This is a genomic window from Agromyces sp. Y558 (assembly GCF_059445415.1).
This window is the reverse complement of the sequence record NZ_JCAIUH010000003.1, coordinates 450,229-467,544: the sequence shown is the minus strand read 5'-3', so window position 1 is coordinate 467,544 and position 17,316 is coordinate 450,229. Positions and strand designations below refer to the sequence as shown.

Annotated in this window: 12 protein-coding genes; 7 read left to right on the top strand and 5 right to left on the bottom strand. The window is 65.9% G+C overall.

All coding sequences use genetic code 11. The features are described 5' to 3' along the window. Nucleotides 1-765 carry an IclR family transcriptional regulator gene (locus tag AC1C2T_RS17080; RefSeq protein ID WP_495386083.1) on the top strand — a complete coding sequence of 255 codons (765 nt, stop codon included), beginning with the start codon at nt 1-3 and terminating at the stop codon, nt 763-765. A gap of 61 nt (nt 766-826) precedes the next feature. Here the strand turns inward: AC1C2T_RS17080 and dctP are convergent, their stop codons facing one another. Next, on the bottom strand, nt 827-1,885 hold the full coding sequence (gene dctP, locus AC1C2T_RS17075) for a TRAP transporter substrate-binding protein DctP (protein WP_495386082.1): 1,059 nt from the start codon (nt 1,883-1,885) through the stop codon (nt 827-829). 317 nt (nt 1,886-2,202) lie between these two features. Between dctP and AC1C2T_RS17070 the strand changes: the two genes are divergently transcribed. Both AC1C2T_RS17070 and AC1C2T_RS17065 read left to right on the top strand, forming a co-directional pair. Further along, on the top strand, nt 2,203-3,291 hold the full coding sequence (locus AC1C2T_RS17070; protein WP_495386081.1) for a Gfo/Idh/MocA family protein: 1,089 nt from the start codon (nt 2,203-2,205) through the stop codon (nt 3,289-3,291). A 28-nt stretch (nt 3,292-3,319) separates the two neighbouring features. Next, a complete protein-coding gene (locus AC1C2T_RS17065) occupies nt 3,320-4,681 on the top strand; it encodes an FAD-dependent oxidoreductase (protein ID WP_495386080.1) in 1,362 nt (453 codons plus the stop codon). Between the two features lie 9 nt (nt 4,682-4,690). Here AC1C2T_RS17065 and AC1C2T_RS17060 read toward each other — a convergent pair whose 3' ends face one another. The 4 genes from AC1C2T_RS17060 to AC1C2T_RS17045 form a co-directional block, all read right to left on the bottom strand. After that, nucleotides 4,691-5,164, bottom strand: coding sequence for a type II 3-dehydroquinate dehydratase (locus tag AC1C2T_RS17060; protein ID WP_495360108.1), 474 nt, complete (start codon nt 5,162-5,164; stop codon nt 4,691-4,693). A 100-nt stretch (nt 5,165-5,264) separates the two neighbouring features. Next, nucleotides 5,265-6,545 carry a TRAP transporter large permease gene (locus tag AC1C2T_RS17055; RefSeq protein WP_495360107.1) on the bottom strand — a complete coding sequence of 427 codons (1,281 nt, stop codon included), beginning with the start codon at nt 6,543-6,545 and terminating at the stop codon, nt 5,265-5,267. Between the two features lie 3 nt (nt 6,546-6,548). Further along, entirely contained in the window at nt 6,549-7,205 is a 657-nt protein-coding gene (locus AC1C2T_RS17050; protein WP_495386079.1) for a TRAP transporter small permease, read from the bottom strand. A 206-nt stretch (nt 7,206-7,411) separates the two neighbouring features. Continuing rightward, on the bottom strand, nt 7,412-10,105 hold the full coding sequence (locus tag AC1C2T_RS17045; RefSeq protein WP_495386078.1) for an outer membrane protein assembly factor BamB family protein: 2,694 nt from the start codon (nt 10,103-10,105) through the stop codon (nt 7,412-7,414). A 297-nt stretch (nt 10,106-10,402) separates the two neighbouring features. Here AC1C2T_RS17045 and AC1C2T_RS17040 point away from each other — a divergent pair, with 297 nt between their 5' ends. From AC1C2T_RS17040 to AC1C2T_RS17025, 4 genes are read left to right on the top strand one after another with little or no spacing between them, the layout of a single operon-like run. Further along, nucleotides 10,403-11,854, top strand: a complete 1,452-nt coding sequence (locus AC1C2T_RS17040; protein ID WP_495386077.1) for an aldehyde dehydrogenase family protein — start codon at nt 10,403-10,405, stop codon at nt 11,852-11,854. Then, nucleotides 11,851-12,735 (top strand): citryl-CoA lyase, encoded by an 885-nt coding sequence (locus tag AC1C2T_RS17035; RefSeq protein ID WP_495386076.1) that lies wholly within the window; start codon nt 11,851-11,853, stop codon nt 12,733-12,735. Before AC1C2T_RS17040 ends, AC1C2T_RS17035 begins: the two co-directional genes overlap by 4 nt. 11 nt (nt 12,736-12,746) lie before the next feature. Continuing rightward, a complete protein-coding gene (locus AC1C2T_RS17030; RefSeq protein WP_495360102.1) occupies nt 12,747-14,510 on the top strand; it encodes a thiamine pyrophosphate-binding protein in 1,764 nt (587 codons plus the stop codon). 48 nt (nt 14,511-14,558) lie between these two features. After that, nucleotides 14,559-17,282, top strand: coding sequence for a TIM barrel protein (locus tag AC1C2T_RS17025; RefSeq protein ID WP_495386075.1), 2,724 nt, complete (start codon nt 14,559-14,561; stop codon nt 17,280-17,282). The last annotated feature ends 34 nt before the right edge of the window (nt 17,283-17,316 follow it).

Genomic DNA, 17,316 nt, shown 5'->3' with positions numbered 1-17,316 from the left:
ATGCGCACCGCCGACTGGACCGATTCGGTCAGCGTTCTCGACCGCGTGACGGCCGTATTCGACGCTTTCGGCGACCAAGACGTAGGGCTCGGTGTCTCGGAGCTGGCCCGGCGTGCCAACCTTCCGAAGTCGACGGTCTCGAGGATCGCCGCTGATCTCGTCACGCAGCGTTTCCTCGACCGCGACGGCGACAAGCTCTACCTGGGCGTCCGCCTCTTCGAGCTGGCGCAGAGCGTGGAGGAGCCGCGAAGGCTGCGTCACTTCGCGCTCCCCGTGATGGCCGAGCTGCGCGACGCGACCGGTCAGACGGTGAACCTCGCGATTCTCGAAGGAGCCGACGTCGTCTTCATCGCAATCTTGCGCGGCGGGCCGACCTCCAAGCCACTCGCGAGGATCGGCGGTCGCCTCCCAGCCCACGCGACGGCGCTCGGGAAGGCCATCTTGGCGTTCTCCCCAAGGGGTGTCAGCGAGCGCATCATCCAGGATCGACTGGACGTGCGAACACCGCACACGATCTCCGAGCCGTCAGCGCTCCTGCGGGAGTTGAGCGACATCCGCAGGCTCGGGGTAGCCACCGCGATGGATGAGTGCGCGAACGACCGCGCATGCGCGGCGAGCCCGATCCTCGATCATGGCGGCGCGCCCATCGCAGCGATCTCTGTGGCTGGCTCAGCCTCCGACGTGGTACCCGACCGCATCGCTCCGGCCGTGCGCGCTGCCGCCCTGAGCCTGGGTCGTCGGATTAGCGCAGGAGGCCATCACTGACCGTGGAGACGGGAACGGGGTGGGTGCGCATCGCACCCACCCCGTTTGCTGATCTCTGAGGTCAGTTTGCCGTCTCGCGGATCGCCTGGTAGGCCTCGAGGCTCTCGCCGGTGAAGTAGCCTTCGAAGAACTCCTCCGACTTGTTGATGAAGGCATCCATGTCGATGTCCTCCTGCTCGATCACTGTGAAGGCGTCGTTCGCGCGGTACTCGTCGAGGATTTCCTCGGTTTCCTCGTCGACACACTCGCGATTCTCAGGCCGAATCTCGTGGATCGTCTCCTCGAGCAGCGCCGTCTGCTCCTCGCTCATCTTCTCGTATGTCTTGTCGCTGACGATGATCCAGTGGATGCCGACGTTGTGATCGTTGAGGATCGCGGTGTTGAGGACCTCGTCATAGCTCGACGAGCGCGTCGCGACGATGGGGTTCTCCTGGCCCACCGCGATCCCCTGCTGCAGGGCGGTGTAGACCTCCTCCACCGCAACCGAGACGGGGCTCGTCACTCCGAGCGCCTCGGCGTTCGCGAGGAAGATCGGGGAGTTCGGGAACCGGATGGGCACGCCCGCCAGGTCGTCGGGGCTGTGCACCTCGACGTCCTTCGTCGTGAAGGTACGGTTGCCGAAGTACCAGCCGTCGACGATGTTGACACCGGTGGCCTCGTGGAAGCCCGAGAACAGGTCTTCCGAGCTCTCATCGATCCACTGGAACGCGTGTTCCACGTCATTGAACGCGTAGGCGGCATCGACGACGCCGATCGGCTCGTAGGTGGCACTGAGCGCGGACGCACCCTGCAAGTCGATATCGATATCGCCTGCCTGGACCTGCGGGAATCGGTCGGCATCTGGGCCGAGCTGACTCGCCGGGTACAGCTCGACCGTAAAGCCGATGTCGGCACCTTCGAGTCGCTCCTGGAGGACCTCGACGCCGCAGAAATAGTTGGGCGTCTGCTCATTCTGGCTCGTTGCGACAGTGAGGGTGACGGGCTTGTTCTCCGAAGCACCCGCATCGCCGGTCTCTTCGGGAGCGCCGCCGCCTCCGGCACAGCCGGTGATGACAAGGGTGGTTGCTGCGAGCACCGACGCGGCGGCTAGGCCTCGGCGCGTCGAACGGGCTATGCCCATGGGACTCTCCTCTTGTTGTGCGCACGTCTTCGTGCGGGTTCTGACGTGACATTCGGTGGCCGACGCGCGACATCCGGTCGAGACCTCTCGCACGGAGCGGGATCGTCGTCGACCACGCTGTCAAGTTACGGCCCGGTGCAGTGCTGACTCTTACCGACATCGATCGGTTCGCAAAGCGATGTCCCGTCGAGTGGAACATGCGGTCCGTGCTATCGTTCGTGGCTTTCGCCGGTGAATGGAACGTTCCCTGTGCGTCGGTCCATCGTGGCATACGCTCGGTCGGGACCGTCGCGAAGGCGACGATGCTGGGAGGCTCCGTGACGGCATCCGAACCCTTGCCACTTCGCATCGGTGTCGTCGGAGTCGGCTTCATGGGGCGCCAGCACATCGACTTCATCCGAGCGGCGTCAAGCTCGGCCCTCGCGGCGATCGCCGACCCGGTCTTACCCGATGACATCGGCTTCGAGTGTCCGACGTTTCAGGACACCGCGGGAATGCTGGCATCCGAGCAGCTCGATGCGGTCATCATCGCCAACCCGAACCCGCTGCATGTGGAGTCGGCTGTCGAATGCCTCGAGGCCGGCGTCGCGGTACTCCTCGAGAAGCCGGTCGCCATGCGCTACGCCGAGTCCCGTCGGCTCGTCGACACCGTCGCGCGTCTGGATGGACGCCTCTTGGTCGGCCACCATCGGCGTCACCATCCCGCCGTCGCGCGCGCCCGCACCGCCATCCACGACGGTGAGCTCGGACAGATCGTCGCCGTCAGCGGACTCTGGTCGGCACGCAAGGGGGACGCGTATTTCACCGACACCCCTTGGCACCGCCGACACGGTGCCGGCGTGACGCTCATCAACGTCGTGCACGACGTCGATCTGCTGCGGCACCTGTGCGGCGAGGTAGCCGAGATTCAGGCGATGCACAGCTCGCATGCCCGAGGCCTCGAGGTCGAGGACACGGTGTCGCTCAATCTCAGATTCGAGAGCGGAGCGGTCGGAAGCCTCCTCGCCTCCGATGCCGGAGTCTCGCCGTGGGGCTGGGACCAGGCCACCGAAGAGACGCTCGCGTTCCCATTCCTCCCCGACGGGGTGGCCTACCGGATCGTCGGCACGCGCGGGGCGTTGTCGGTGCCCAACCTCGCGAAGTACGCCTACGATCCGTCAGTGCCAGCAGATTGGCATTCGCCCCTGTCGCGCACCTACCTCCCCGTTGCATCGCGGGGCTCGTTCCAGGCGCAGCTCGATCACTTCATCGAGGTCGCGCGTGGAAGTGCGGAACCCCTCGTTTCAGCCGAGGACGCCTCGCGCACGCTCGCGCTCGTCGAGGCGGCAACGCTTGCCGCCCGCACTAGCGCAACGGTCGACGTCGCACGGTTCCGGGCCGAGATCGAAGCAGCGGAGCAGTCGTGACCCGTGCACATGACGAGGAAGGCCGGCGATGACGAAGCTGGATGGTCGGGTATTCGACGCGATCGTCATCGGGGGAGGACTCGCGGGCCTGGCGGCGACGCAGCGTCTCGCCGCGCACGGACTGAGTGTCGCCCTCGTTGAGAAGCGCGATCGGCTGGGGGGCAGCTCCGCGATGAGCGGAGGATGGTTCGCACTGTCCGGCACGACGCTCCAGCGCCGAGCAGGCGTCGAGGACTCCGGCGACCTCTTCCTCGCGGACATGCTGGAGACTGGCGGAGGCTTCGCCGACGAGGTGCTGATGCGGGCGCTCGTCGACCGGCAAGCGAACGCGGTTGCCGCGATCGATCATGCTGGGGCGTGGACCGACGAACTCAAGGTCAGTGCAGGGATGACGGTCGCACGGGCACATCTGATTCGCATCGGCGATCTGCTCGCGCATCTCGAGTACGAGGCGGTCGCCGCGGGTGCCGCAATCCTCCCCGGACACGCGGCCGGCGGCCTTGTCACGGATGGATCCAGAGTGGCGGGCATCACGTCCGAGAGCGGAGCCCTCATCGCAGGCTCGGGGGTCGTCCTCGCCAGTGGGGGATTCTCGCGCTCGCGCGAACTGCTCGAGCTCTTCGTGCCCGATCAGGCTGCGGCCATGCCGTACGGCGGTGTCGGTAACACGGGCGACGGGCTTCGAATGGCCTGGATGCTCGGTGCTGGACTGGCCGACATCGGGCACGTCACCGGCACCTACGGGCAGCACGCGGAATCGACGGACGACGAGCACGAGCTGCTGACCGCCAATTACCTCGGGGCGATCCTCGTGAACTCTCGCGGGGAGCGCTTCGCGGACGAGTCGGAGTCGTACAAGGTCCTCGGGTCTGCGGTGCTGAGCCAGCCGGGGCGGACGGCCTTCCAGATCTTCGACTCCGTCGTGCGGGCCCGTTCGAAGCCCGGCGTTCCGCTCTCGGACATGGAGCGCCTCGAGGAGCTCGGGCACTTCGTGAGCGCACCCACGATTGCGGCGCTCGGGCGCGAACTCGGAATCCCGCCGGAAAGGCTCGAACGCACGGTCGCGCACTACAACGAGAGCGTGTCGGGTCGCTATGAGGACCCATTCGGCCGGACGGGTCTCGTGAACGGGGTGGGCGCGCTGGTGCCAGTGGCAACCGGACCGTTCTACGCGTACGCCGCGGTGACCGCGATGACCTCGACGTATGGCGGACTCAGCGTCGCAGCGGACAGCTCGGTGAAGCGGGTCGACGGAAGTCGCATCGAGGGGCTCTACGCGGCGGGGGAGGTCGTCGGCGGCTTCCATGGGGCGTCCTACATGACGGGAACAGCGCTCACGAAGGCGCTGGTGTTCGGGTTCGAGGCCGCCGACGCGATCGCTCGAGGCTGACCCGTCGCATCACAGCTCTTCGTGGTTGTCCGAATCCCGGATGCCCTCGGCCGCCAACCGGCCGGCGGCGCGGATCCCCAGTTCGTACCCATACGCGCCGGCGCCTGCGATCACCACGCGCGCGACCGAGGAGATCAGGGAGTGGTGGTAGACGGCCTCGCGAGCATGGATGTTCGTGATGTGCACCTCGATGACCGGAGCGGTGAGCATCCTGAGCGCATCGAGGAGCGGCACGGACTGGAAACTGAAGCCCGCTGGGTTGATCACCACGATCGCTTGCCGGCGAAAGGCCTCGTGCACCCACTCGACGACTTCGTGCTCCGCGTTGGATTGTGCGAAGAAGAGGTCGAATCCCAGCTCGCGCGCAACTCGCTCGCAGTCGCGGCGCACGTCGTCCAACGTCGTGGTGCCATACAGCTCGGGCTGGCGCAGACCGAGCATGTTCAGATTCGAGCCGTTCAGCACGAAGAGGTCTCTGGCCATAGGAATTCCTTTCAGTCGCAACCGACGTGTTCGTCCGATGACCCCGCGACGGTGGGGGAGGGACACGAGCGTCGCGGGGCCATCGGAGACTGGGGCCCGGCTACATGAGGCCGAGCAGCGTCGGCAGACTCGTGACGATCACTGGGAACAGTGTCAGGAGCAGCAGAACGACTCCGAGCGGGATCAGGAAGGGCAGGATTCCACGGAACAGCTCGCCCATGGGTCTGCGAGTGATCGAGCCGACGACGAACAGCACTGCACCGACCGGTGGTGTCAGCGATCCGATCATCAGGTTGAGGATCATGATGACGCCCAGCTGCACCGGATCAATACCGAACTGCGCGACGATCGGCATGAGGATCGGCACGAGCACCAGGATCACCGGCGGAGCCTCGAGGGGGATGCCGAGCAGGATCAGGAGCACGTTGAGCATCAGCAGGAACACGATCGGGTTGTCGGTGAAGCCTGTGAGCCACTCGCCCAGCGCGCGGGATACCTGCTCGCGAGCGAGCACCTGACCCATGAGGTTCGACGCGCCGAGGATCAGGAGGATCCCAGCGGAGACGACGACTGTCTCCGTGGCCGCCTTCCAGAACACCCGCCAGGTCAGGGTGCGGTAGATCGCACCCAGGACGAGCATGTAGACCGCCGCGATGCCGGCGCTCTCGGTGGGGGTGAACCATCCGCTGAAGATGCCGCCGAGGATGATCACGGGCAGCATCGCCGGTCCGATCACTCGCACGGCCGCCTTGGCGAGCATCGATCCGACGAACGGCTGGCTGACCGCGATGTCGGGGTGGCGCCGCACCCAGAAGAAGACGTATGCGCCCAGTCCGAGCGCCATGAGCATGGCCGGGATGATCGAGCCTGCGAACAGGGCACCGGTCGAGATCGATGCGGTCGCCGCGAAGAGCACGGCAGGAATGCTCGGCGGCATGACGGTGCTCATGAGCGAGCCCGATGCCGTGAGGCCTGCCGAGAACCCGTACGGGTAGCCGGACTTGAGCATCTGGGGGATCTGGACCTTGCTCGTCGACGCAGCGTCCGCGAGCGCGGAGCCGCTGATCCAGGAGAAGCCGATCGCGGTGCCGAGGTTCACGTAGGCGAGATTGCCCGGCAGCCGCGGCAGGAGCGACCGTGCAAGGTCGTACAGCCGCGTGGCGATGCCGAGATGGTTGGCGATGGTGCCGACGAAGATGAACAGCGGGACTGCGAGCAGCGGGAAGCTGTTGATCCCGTTCACGACGGACGAGATCGCGTAACCCGCGGAGAGGCCCTGGCTGTAGAAGTACAGCATGCTCGCCGCGATCATCGCGAACGCGACGGGCACCCGGAGTAGGAGGAAGATGACGAACAGCAGGATGTAGAGCCAGAGGTCCAAGGGTCAGCCTTCCATCTCGCCGATGTCGAGCTTGCGCTCCGGGCGGTTCGCAAACGGGATCTTAAAGATGGAGTGGATCGCGGCCGACGCGAAGCCGACCAGCGCGAAGAGGTACAGCACGCCGATCGGCATATGCATCGCGGCGCTGAGTCTGCCCCATTCCGTCTCGATTTTGACGAATGCCTCGTATGCGAGGGCGAGACTCGTGGCGACCATGATGACCGCCGAGATGACCCGCAGCACAACGAAGAGCCGCCTTCCGGAAAGCAGCTCGTCGAAGATCTCGAGCACGATATGGCCGTTACGACCTACGAGGTATCCGGTCGTGATGAAGGTCATGGTGATCATCGACATGAGTGCGACTTCACCCGCGCCGACCCAGCTGATCGACGGGAAGTAGCGGCCGAGCACCTGATACATGACGCCGAAGACGATGAGGGCGAAGAGCGCAACGCCGATCGTGATCTCGATCCGGGAGAGCACGCGGATGAACAAGGGGTCGGCCGGAACGCCCGTGTTGAGTTCGGGCCCCGCGTAGAAGGTGTCGGTGTGAAGATAGATGGATTCCCCGAGGGCGGCCTCCGAGGCCTTGGGGGCTGCCTTCTCGGGCTCAGCGGACCGGCCCTCCTCAGGGTCGGACCCAGGTTCCTTGTCGGTCACGGCGTCACCGCCACGGTGTCAGGGTGCATTGTCAACCTCTCTGTTGATGCGGGCCGAGCGTGCTCGCGCACATCGCTGCCCCTGAGACTCTGGTCTGCGATCCTGTGCGTGCAAAGTCGAGTCTCGCCGAATGGGACACACGCTGCACGCACCGATCCGCCCCCGTCGAATTCGACGGAGACGGATCGGTGGTGCGTCGGAATCGACTACTTGACGACGGTCACGGTCGCACTCGACGTGAGCTGCTCCTGAACGGCCTCGGAGTTGAGGACGTTGACCCGCAGGGTCAAGGTCACCTCTCCGGTCGGCACGTTGTTGTCGAGGTCGGCTGCGTCGAACTTGACGATGATCCGGTTCTTGTTGGCCGTCACCTTCGAGGCCGGGATCGGAGTCGGCGAGAGCGGAGTGACCAGGACTGCGCCGCTCTCGTACTCGTATCCCGGCGGCAGCTCGAAGTGTGCCGAGATCTTGCCGTTCACGCCGGTGAACAGGCCCGTCCCCGAGCCGAGGTCGAGCCGGGCAGGTGTGAACCTCAGCGCGCCCAGCTGATCCTGTGGCTCCAGGTAGACCTCGATCTTGCCGGTCGGCCGCGGATCAGTGCAGTCATTGAAGTAGTAGTCGCCGGCACGGTCGAACGTGTGCTGGTACGTCTCTCCTGGCTGCAGCTCGACGTTGAACTCACCCTCGAAGAACTGCGTCGCGCAGTGCGGCTTCAGGTTCGGGAAGTTCGGGAACGTCTCGGCCCCCGGATTGCTGAACGTCACCGTCGTACCGACCGGCACTCGCAGATGCGTGGGCTGCATCCCGTTCTGCGACACGCTGTCGCGCGCCGCAGCGGTGTCGGCGGTGCGGTTGGCGCGTGCGAGCAGCACGGTGTTGTCGACCGTCTCGCCAGCGACAGCAGCGCCGCCCACCGGACGACGGATCGACAGCGGAGCCGTGTCCGGCCCCTCTTGGCTTCCCGACTCGGTCGTGTAGGTGCCACCGAGCTTGAACGCCCAGAGCGAGTCGCCCTGAGTGACCGATCCGCCGTAGGGGTTGGTCGACCCTGCGGCGAACACGGCGACGTACTGTTCGCCGTCGACCTCGTAGGTGACCGGCGCGGATGCGATGCCCGAGCCCGTCTGGAAGTTCCAGAGCACGTCGCCGTCAGCGGCATCCATCGCCAGCAACTCCCCGTCGATCTGTCCGACGAAGAGCAGGTCTGATGCGGTCGTCAGCGGTCCTTGGCCGTGCGACATGTCCGTGCCGAGATGGTTGCGCCACGCGACTTCGCCGGTCGACGCGTCGTACGCGAGGATGCCGCCGGTCTGGTACTGCCCGATGGCCCGCAGGCCGTTGGCGGAGGCGCCGTTGTAGTGAGCCACCGGGTTCGTTCCGTACGGGAAGTAGACGAGATTCGTGCTGTGACTGTACGAGTGGTTCGACCAGTCGCCGCCGCCGTTCTGGCTGGTGGTCGAGAGGATCGGCGCATCCCATTGAGGGTCGTACATACAGCCCTCACGGTGCCCCGACGAGTGCCCGTCGGGGAAGGTGAGGAACGGCTCGTCGACCGCGACGTAGCTGTCGGGGTTGAAGACCAGGTTGCCCTCGGCGTCGGCCTGGTAGCCGTTGTAGTTCGGCACGCCACGCCAGGGATCGCCGGGGATGTTCTCCGGGTCGAGCTTGTCCCACACGATGCATTCCGGCAGGAGCCGTGTCTCGGGGAAGGGCTGGGTCAGGGCGTGGTTCTGGCGCGAGTCGGTGATCATGGGCTTGTCGATCACGGGAAGCACCGGTTCGCCGTTCGTGCGGTCGAGCACGAACTGGTGCCCCGACTTGCTGCCGTAGAAGACGACCTTTCGCTCCTCGCCCCCGATCTCGATGTCGGCCAGTGTCGGCGGGTGCACGTTGTCCATGTCCCAGACGTCGTGGCGAATGGACTGGTGGTGCCACTTGTACTCGCCCGTCGTGGCATCGACGGCCACCATCGTGCTCGAGAAGAGGTTGTCTCCGGGGCGGAGGGACCCGTTCTGCGAGGACGTGCAGCTGCGGGCGTTGCCGAAGGTCATGTAGTACATGCCGAGTTCAGCGTCCACAGCGCCGTGCATCCATGACGTCGCACCGCCTTCCTCAGCGCAGTCGGTGCCATCGGGGAGCACCGGACCCCACGTCGCCGACGCATCGAACGTCACGCCGTCGACTCCGGTGAACTCCTGGCCCCGCTTCGGTCCGCCGAAGAAGTGCCACAGATAAGACCCGTCGGTCGCGTCGAGCGCGACGACGGCGCCGCGGTCGCCGTCCGCAGCGTGGGCGTAGACGATTCCGTTGTAGTACACGGTCGCGACTTTTCCGACCCGTCCCAGATCCTCACCCCCCGGGCCGACGGGCTGCGCCGCCCAGATCTCCTGGCCGGTGGCCTCGTCGAGGGCGACGACGTGGTTGTCGCCTGCAAGTGTGAAGATCTTGCCGTCACCGGCTGAGACGCCACGGCGAGTGCCCGACATGCCGTAGACGTCGTTCTCCCACTTCCAGACGGGATCACCGCTCGCACCGTCGACGGCGATCACGCCGCCGCTCGGCGTATCGAGGAAGATCACGCCGTCGACGACGATTGGGGTCGTCTGCTGACCCACATCATCGGAGGCGGGCGCGACGGCCGACACATGAGTTCGCCATGCCGGTGCGAGGCGGTCGACGTTGCGTTTCCGGATCTCCGTCAACCCCGAGTAGTGTTGATTGCCGAGGTTCCCGCCGACGGTCGGCATGTCGGCGCCCGTCGGTTCCAAGCCCGTCAACCCGATGGGCGGGACCGGTTCGGCCGGTCCCGCCATTCCATGGGCAGGTGAAGCGACCATCGCGAGCACAACCAGTGCCCCGATCCCCGCGACGCCCAACCTCGTAGTCAGTCGTGTGCGCATCCCTTGGCTCCTTGATCGTCGTTGATCCGACGGCGGATGAGCTCACGCGCGCCCGACGTCGTTCTGGGGTGCCGCCGGCCCGCCCGACATTGCGATCGGTGAACCCGGTCAGCGCTGAGGACGCTATCGCCGACCCCCGTTCGGGGGCAAGTACACGATCCATCGAGTGGTACAACTCCCGTCGTGACCCGGGCACAGCCATCGGATCATTTCTGCCCAATGGGACACGCTTTGTCGACGACGACGGCGTGTGCCTAACATGCGGCAGTCCCCACCAACGCTCAAGACGGAGTTTTCATGGCCACTGCCGCACCCAAATCCCTGTCGCCGGAGCAGGAGCAGGAGCTCGACGACGTGTTCGCCCGCGCCCGGGCGGCGCTCGCAATCATCGAGACCTATGACCAGGACCGCGTCGACCGATTGATCCAGGCGGTCGCGTGGGCGGTCGCGAATCGCTCAGCATTCCATCGGCTGGTCGGGATGGGAATCAGGGAGTCCGGCCTCGGCGACTTCGACAGTCGCATGAACAAACGGATGAAGATTCGCGGCGTCCTTCGTGACGCGCTCCGGAGTCCTTCGGTGGGCATCATCGAGGAGGACGCCGAGAAGGGACTCGTCAAGTACGGAAAGCCGGTCGGGGTCATCGGATGCGTCGTCCCGACGACCAACCCGGACCTGACGCCCGCCGGCAACGCCATCTACGCCATCAAGGCGCGCGACGTGGTCGTCTTCTCTCCGCACCCGCGCTCGAAGCACACGACCCTCGAGACCGTCAGGCTCATGCGAGAGGTGCTGGAAGCTGAGGGTGCGCCGGCCGACATTCTGCAGTGCATCACTCTTCCGAGTCTCGCAGCGTCGCAGGAGGTCATGCGCCGCTCGGACCTCGTGATCGCCACGGGCGGCCAGGGGCTGGTCCGAGCGGCCTACAGCTCCGGAACGCCCGCTTACGGGGTGGGGGCGGGCAACGCAACCGAGTTCGTCGACGAGACCGCGGACATTCAGGAGACGGCACGCAACTGCATGATGTCGAAGACGTCGGACTTCGGCTCGGGCTGTTCGGCGGATGGGAACGTCCTGGTGCCGGCGGCGAGATATCGGGAGATGCTCGAAGCACTCCAGGGCGAAGGCGGGTATCTCGCCACCTCGGACGAGCGCGCGGCGCTGCAGTCGGTGATGTGGGACAAGGAAGGGCACCGTCTGCCAGACACCGTCGCCGTATCGCCACAGGCGCTCGCGAGGGCGGCGGGATTCGACATCCCGTCGCACAGCAGGTTCATCCTGGTCGAGGGCGACGGCATCGGCGACGACAGGCAGTTCTGCAAGGAGAAGCTCACGACCCTGATGGCGGTCCACCCCTACGAGGGCAGTTTCGAGGATGGCGTCGAACTCGCAAAGCGGCTCTACGACATCGGTGGCAAGGGCCACTCCTGCGGCATCGCCTCCACCGACGACGCGCACATCGACTACTTCGCGCGGCATATGCCGGTCTCGCGCATCATGGTTCGCCAGCCGAACTCCAAAGCGAACGCGGGATCCTTCACGAATGGGATGCCGATGACCTCGTCGATGGGATGCGGTACTTGGGGAGGCAACATCACCTCCGAGAACATCTCCCTTCGCCATTACCTGAACACGACATGGGTCTCGCGCACCATCGCGGAGGACCGGCCATCCGACGAGGAGCTGTTCGGAGACTTCTACGACGCTGCGCTCGAATCGGCGGACGCGACATTGGCTGCGGCGCCGTGAGCACACCCATCGACCTCGGTGAGGAGAACGAGCCGATGACCGGAGTGTCGCCGGAAGAGCTCGTCGACGAAGCACGGCGATGGTGGCAGACGGAGATCATCGACGTCCGCCCGGGCGAGATCGCGCTGCGCGGGTATCCCATTCAGGACCTCATCGGCAACGTCGGCTTCGTCGACACCATCTGGCTCATGCTGCGCGGCGAGCTGCCGTCGAGGGCGCAGGCCACCCTCTTCGAGGCAGCACTCGTGGCGTCCGTCGACCACGGGCCGCAAGCGCCGTCGATCGCGATTGCCCGAATGGCGACGACTTGCGGCACGCCCGTCAACGGCGCGATGGCTTCGGCGATCAACGTCCTCGACGACATCCATGGCGGTCCCGGCCAGCAGTGCATGGAGTTGTACCTCGAGATCGACGCCGAACTCGCGCGAGTCGGTGATCTCGAAGAGGCGGCTCGCGTCGTCCTCCAACGACACCGCGATGCAGGCGTCAGGTACTTCCCCGGGTTCGGCCACCGATTCCATCCGCTCGATCCGCGTACGCCGCGTCTGCTGTCGCTCGTCGACGCCGCAGCGGCGGAGGGCGTCGTGGACGGCCGCTTCGCGGAGATCGGACGCGCCGTCGAGGACGCGATCAGCGCGGGAAAGCCCAAGCGAGTTCCCATGAACGTCGACGGAGTGACGGCCGTCATCTACTGCGAACTCGGTCTGGCCCCCGAACTCGGTCGCGGTGTCTTCATCCTCGCCCGCTCCGTCGGCATCCTCGCTCACGCCATCGAGCAGATGACGCAGGGAGGCCGCATCAAGGGGCCAATGCCGAAATCCATCGGATACACCTACACGGGTCCTGCACGCCGACCCGTTCCGAACACCCGCGACGAATGAAGGAGATCGCAATGAAGGACCTGGTGTCCAACCAGATCGTCCGTTATCTGGAAGCGCGCGAGGTCGAGCATGTCTTCGGGTTGTGCGGGCATACGAACATCGCGCTGCTCGCAGCCCTCGAGAAGAGCGACCGGATCTCCTTCGTGAACGTGCGTCACGAGCAGATCGCCGCCCACGCTGCGGACGGCTACGCACGGGCGACCAAGCGGACAGGAGTCGTACTCACGCACCTCGGCCCTGGGCTGACGAATGCCGCAACGGGAGTGGCGAACGCCGCGCTCGACTCGATCCCGATGGTCGTCATCGCGGGCGACGTGCCGACGCATTACTTCGGGAAGCACCCGCATCAGGAGATCAATCTCCATGCCGATGCGGCCCAGTACGAGATCTATCGGCCGTTCGTCAAGCGGGCGTGGCGCGTCGATCGGCCGCACCTCATCGCCGAGGTGCTGGACAAGGCGTTCACCCTTGCGGCGAGCGGCCGCCCCGGGCCCGTTCTCGTCGACGTGCCCATGGACGTGTTCTCAGCGGAGGTCGATATCGCACTGTTCGACAAGGTGGTCGGCAACACCCGCTCGCTCGCGAGGCCCAGCCTCGATGAGGCGGTCGCCGAGCAGATCGTGCGGAGCCTGCTTGCTGCCAAGAAGCCCGTGCTCTACGTCGGCGGCGGCATCGTCGCGGCGGACGCGGCCGCCGAGCTCGCCGAGTTCGCCGGCCTGCTGTCGCTGCCCATCGCGCACAGCCTCATGGGCAAGGGCGCAGTGCCCGACGATAACCCCCTGGTCCTGGGCATGACGGGATTCTGGGGGACGGCGTTCACCAACGAGACGACGCGAACCGCCGACTGGATCCTCGCACTCGGCACCCGATTCGCGGAAGCCGACTCGAGCTCGTGGTACACCGAGTACACCTTCGACATCCCGGCTACGAAGCTCATGCAGATCGACATCGATCCTGCCGAGCTGGGGCGCAACTACCCGCTCGAGATCGGCGCACTGGCAGACCTCAAGTCCGCGCTGACCGTGCTCATCCGGGTCGCGCGGCGCCTCGCCCCGGCAGGTCTGCAGCGCACCGAGCTGCTCGCACAGATCGCCGGGAACCGCGCGGCGATGAAGCTCCAGAACGCGGATGCCCAGGTCTCCGACGCATGGCCCATGCGGCCCGAGCGTATCCTCTCCGAGACTCGGGAGGTGCTGCCGCGCGACGCGATCATCACCACGGATGTGGGCTGGAACAAGAACGGGGTCGGTCAGCAGTTCGACATCCTCACCCCAGGCACGTTCCTCACACCGGGCGGCTTCGCGACCATGGGCTTCGGCGCGCCGGCCGCCGTCGGCGCCAAGATCGCCCACCCGGATCGCGTCGTCGTCTCTCTCGTGGGGGACGGTGGCTTCGGACAGAACCCCGCGGTGCTCGCCACGGCGCGCGAGCAGGGTGTCGCCGTCGTCTGGGTCGTGATGAACAACAACGCCTTCGGCACCATCGCAGGACTCGAGAAGGCCGCCTTCGACACCACTTACGGGACCGTCTTCGGCAACGCTGACGATCCCATGTACACGGACTTCGCGGCGATCGCGGAAGCGTACGGGGTCACCGGCATCAGGGTCGATTCGGCTGCGGAGTTCAAGCCCGCCCTCCAGCGGGCGATCGCGCTCGGCAGTCCGGTCGTGATCGACGTGTCGATGGTGAACGTGCCGACGCCGACGACCGGCCACTGGAACATTCTGGACATCTACTCGCCGGGCGAAACGATCGAGCACGTCGCGACGCAATGACCTCCGCGGGCACAAGAACGACTCATTGATCCGTTAGGCGGTCCGCTCATGAACGTCGTACCTGGTGCGCAGAACGTCTCCATCTCGACCGTGTGCTTGTCCGGCACGCTCGAGGACAAACTGCGCGCCGCCGCCGCCGCCGGCTTCGCCGGCGTGGAGATGCTCGAGTACGACCTCGTCATGTCGCCGTGGTCGCCTCGCCGTCTGGCCGAGGAGGCTGCGGGCCTCGGTCTGTCGGTCGAGGTGTATCAGCCGTTTCACGTCGAGACGGTTCCGCCCGAGCTGTTCGGCGCCAGCTTGCGTCGCGCGGAGCGGACGTTCGACTTGCTGTCCGAGCTCGGTGCGCGCGTCCTGGTGTGCTGCTCAGCCAGGACCGCGAGGGGACTCGACGACGACGATCTCACGGCGGAGCAGCTGCACGCCATTGCAGAGCGCGCCGAGCAACGCGGGCTGCGGCTCGCGTACGAAGCCGTGCCTTGGGGACGTGTTCGTACGCACGAGGACGCCTGGCGCATCGTTCAACGAGTCGACCACCCCGCGCTCGGTCTGTGTCTCGACAGCTTCCATGTTCTCTCGGTGGACAACGATCCCGGCGTCATCGCGCAGATGGACATCGACAAGGTGTTCCACGTCCAGCTCGCCGATGCACCCCGATTGAATATGGATGTCCGCGAGTGGAGCCTTCATTACCGGATGTTCCCCGGACAGGGCTCACTCGACGTCGCGGGTTTCCTCGGTCAGATCCTGACCATGGGATACGCCGGCCCGATCGCTCTCGAGGTGTTCAATGACGTCTACCAGCAGGAAGATCCCAGACACGCCGCCACCGACGCGATGCGCTCGATGCTTGCGCTCGCAGAGGCGGTAGCCGCACGCGGCTCGGGCGATGTTCTCCAGCAGTTCTCTCACGGCGACGTGACGCCGGCTCCTCGGCTTGCGGGCTTCGCGTTCGCGGAGCTCGCTGTGGATGAGGTGTCGGCCCCCTTGGTTTCACGTGTCCTCGACGCCCTCGGGTTCTCCCATGTCGGGCAGCACCGTTCCAAGCCGGTGCAGTTGTGGGAGCAGGGTGGTGCTCGGCTCCTGCTCAACCTCGCCCCGGAGCGATCGATCGACCCGGCCACTGCATCGATCTGTGCGCTCGCGGTCGAGAGTGCGGACGCGACTGCTTCGATGCAACGGGCGCAGAAGCTGTTGGCGCCGAAGCTTGCCCGACCTCGCGGACCTGATGAGACCGACCTGAGCTCCGTGGCCACGCCGGACGGCACTGCGCTGTTCTTCTGCGATTCCGCAGGTCGGCGTCAGTGGCTCGACGACTTCAAGCCGACCGGAACAGCGGCTCGCCCGTCCCCACTCCTCGGGGAGATCGATCATGTGTCGATCACCGAGTCGATCGACGACTTCGATCAGTCCACGTTGTTCTTCCGCGCCGTCCTCGGCCTCGTACCCGGGGAGTCCACGGAAGTCACCGCTCCCTTCGGTCTCATCCGAAACTGGTCGGCAAGCGATCCCAGCGGAGGCGTGCGCATCACGTTGAGCACCACTCCGCTGCGGCGTGGCGATTGGGCGCCCGGTGTGTCGAGCCCGCAACTCGTCGCGTTCGCCACGGATGACGCGATCGCTTGCGCGAAGATCATGCGTGAGCGCGGGGCACCGATCCTCGAGATCCCGGACAACTACTACGACAATCTCGACGCCCGCTTCTCCCTGCAGGCCGAGTTCGTCGACCTTCTTCGTGAGAACTCGATCCTGTACGACCGCGACGAGCGTGGTGGAGAGTTCCTGCACTTCTTCACCGAGATGCTGGGTTCGCGCGTGTTCTTCGAGGTGGCACAGCGCATCAACGGTTATGACGGCTTCGGTGACCCCCACAGTGTTCCGTTGCGCATGGCCGCGCACCGTCGTCAGCGGCTGCGCATGATGGCGAGCGCGCCGGATGAATCCTCATCCGAACACCGGCACCACTACTCGCTCGCCCACCTGACCGCTCTGAGCCTGTCACCTCCCGAGCTGGTCGATGCCGCCGCCGCCGCTGGCTACCGCTATGTGGGCCTGCGGATGACCAAGGTCACGGCGCAGGAGCCCTACTACCCTCTGGCATACGACCCGGCATTGATGCGCGCGACCAAGACACACCTCGCCGCGACCGGCATCGAAGTGCTCGACATCGAGCTCGCGCGGATGACCTCCGGAGACAATCCGCGCGACTATCTGCGCTTCCTGGAGGCCGGCGCCGAGCTCGGAGCGCGTCACGTCATCACGCAACTGCCGGACTCGGATTTCTCACGCAAATCTGATCGATTCGCCGAGCTGTGTCAGTTGGCCCTGCCTCTCGGCTTGACCATCGACCTGGAGTTTCCGTCATGGACGGAAACCCCGAACCTGACCGAGGCCACCCGGGTCCTGCGAACGGCAGACCAACCCAACGCCGGGATGCTCATCGACCTCCTGCACTTCGCCCGGTCGGGATCCAGCGTGGACGACTTGCGCGAGCTCCCGCCCGAGTGGTTCCACTACGCCCACGTGTGCGACGCCCCAGGAGGGATTCCCACCACCACGGCAGGATTGATTCACACCGCACGCTTCGAGCGGCTCTTTCCCGGCGAGGGCGAGATCGACATGCTCGGCATCCTCGCGGCCTTGCCGGCGGGCATTCCGTTCGCGCTGGAGATCCCGCGCGCGATGCTCGTGGCGCAGGTCGGTGCGAAGGAGCACGCCCGCCTTGCGATCGTCGCGGCCCGCCGTCATCTCGACGCGGCTCACCTGGTCAGCTGAGGGTGTGGAGTGCGGGGTCCCATTGAGTGGCAAC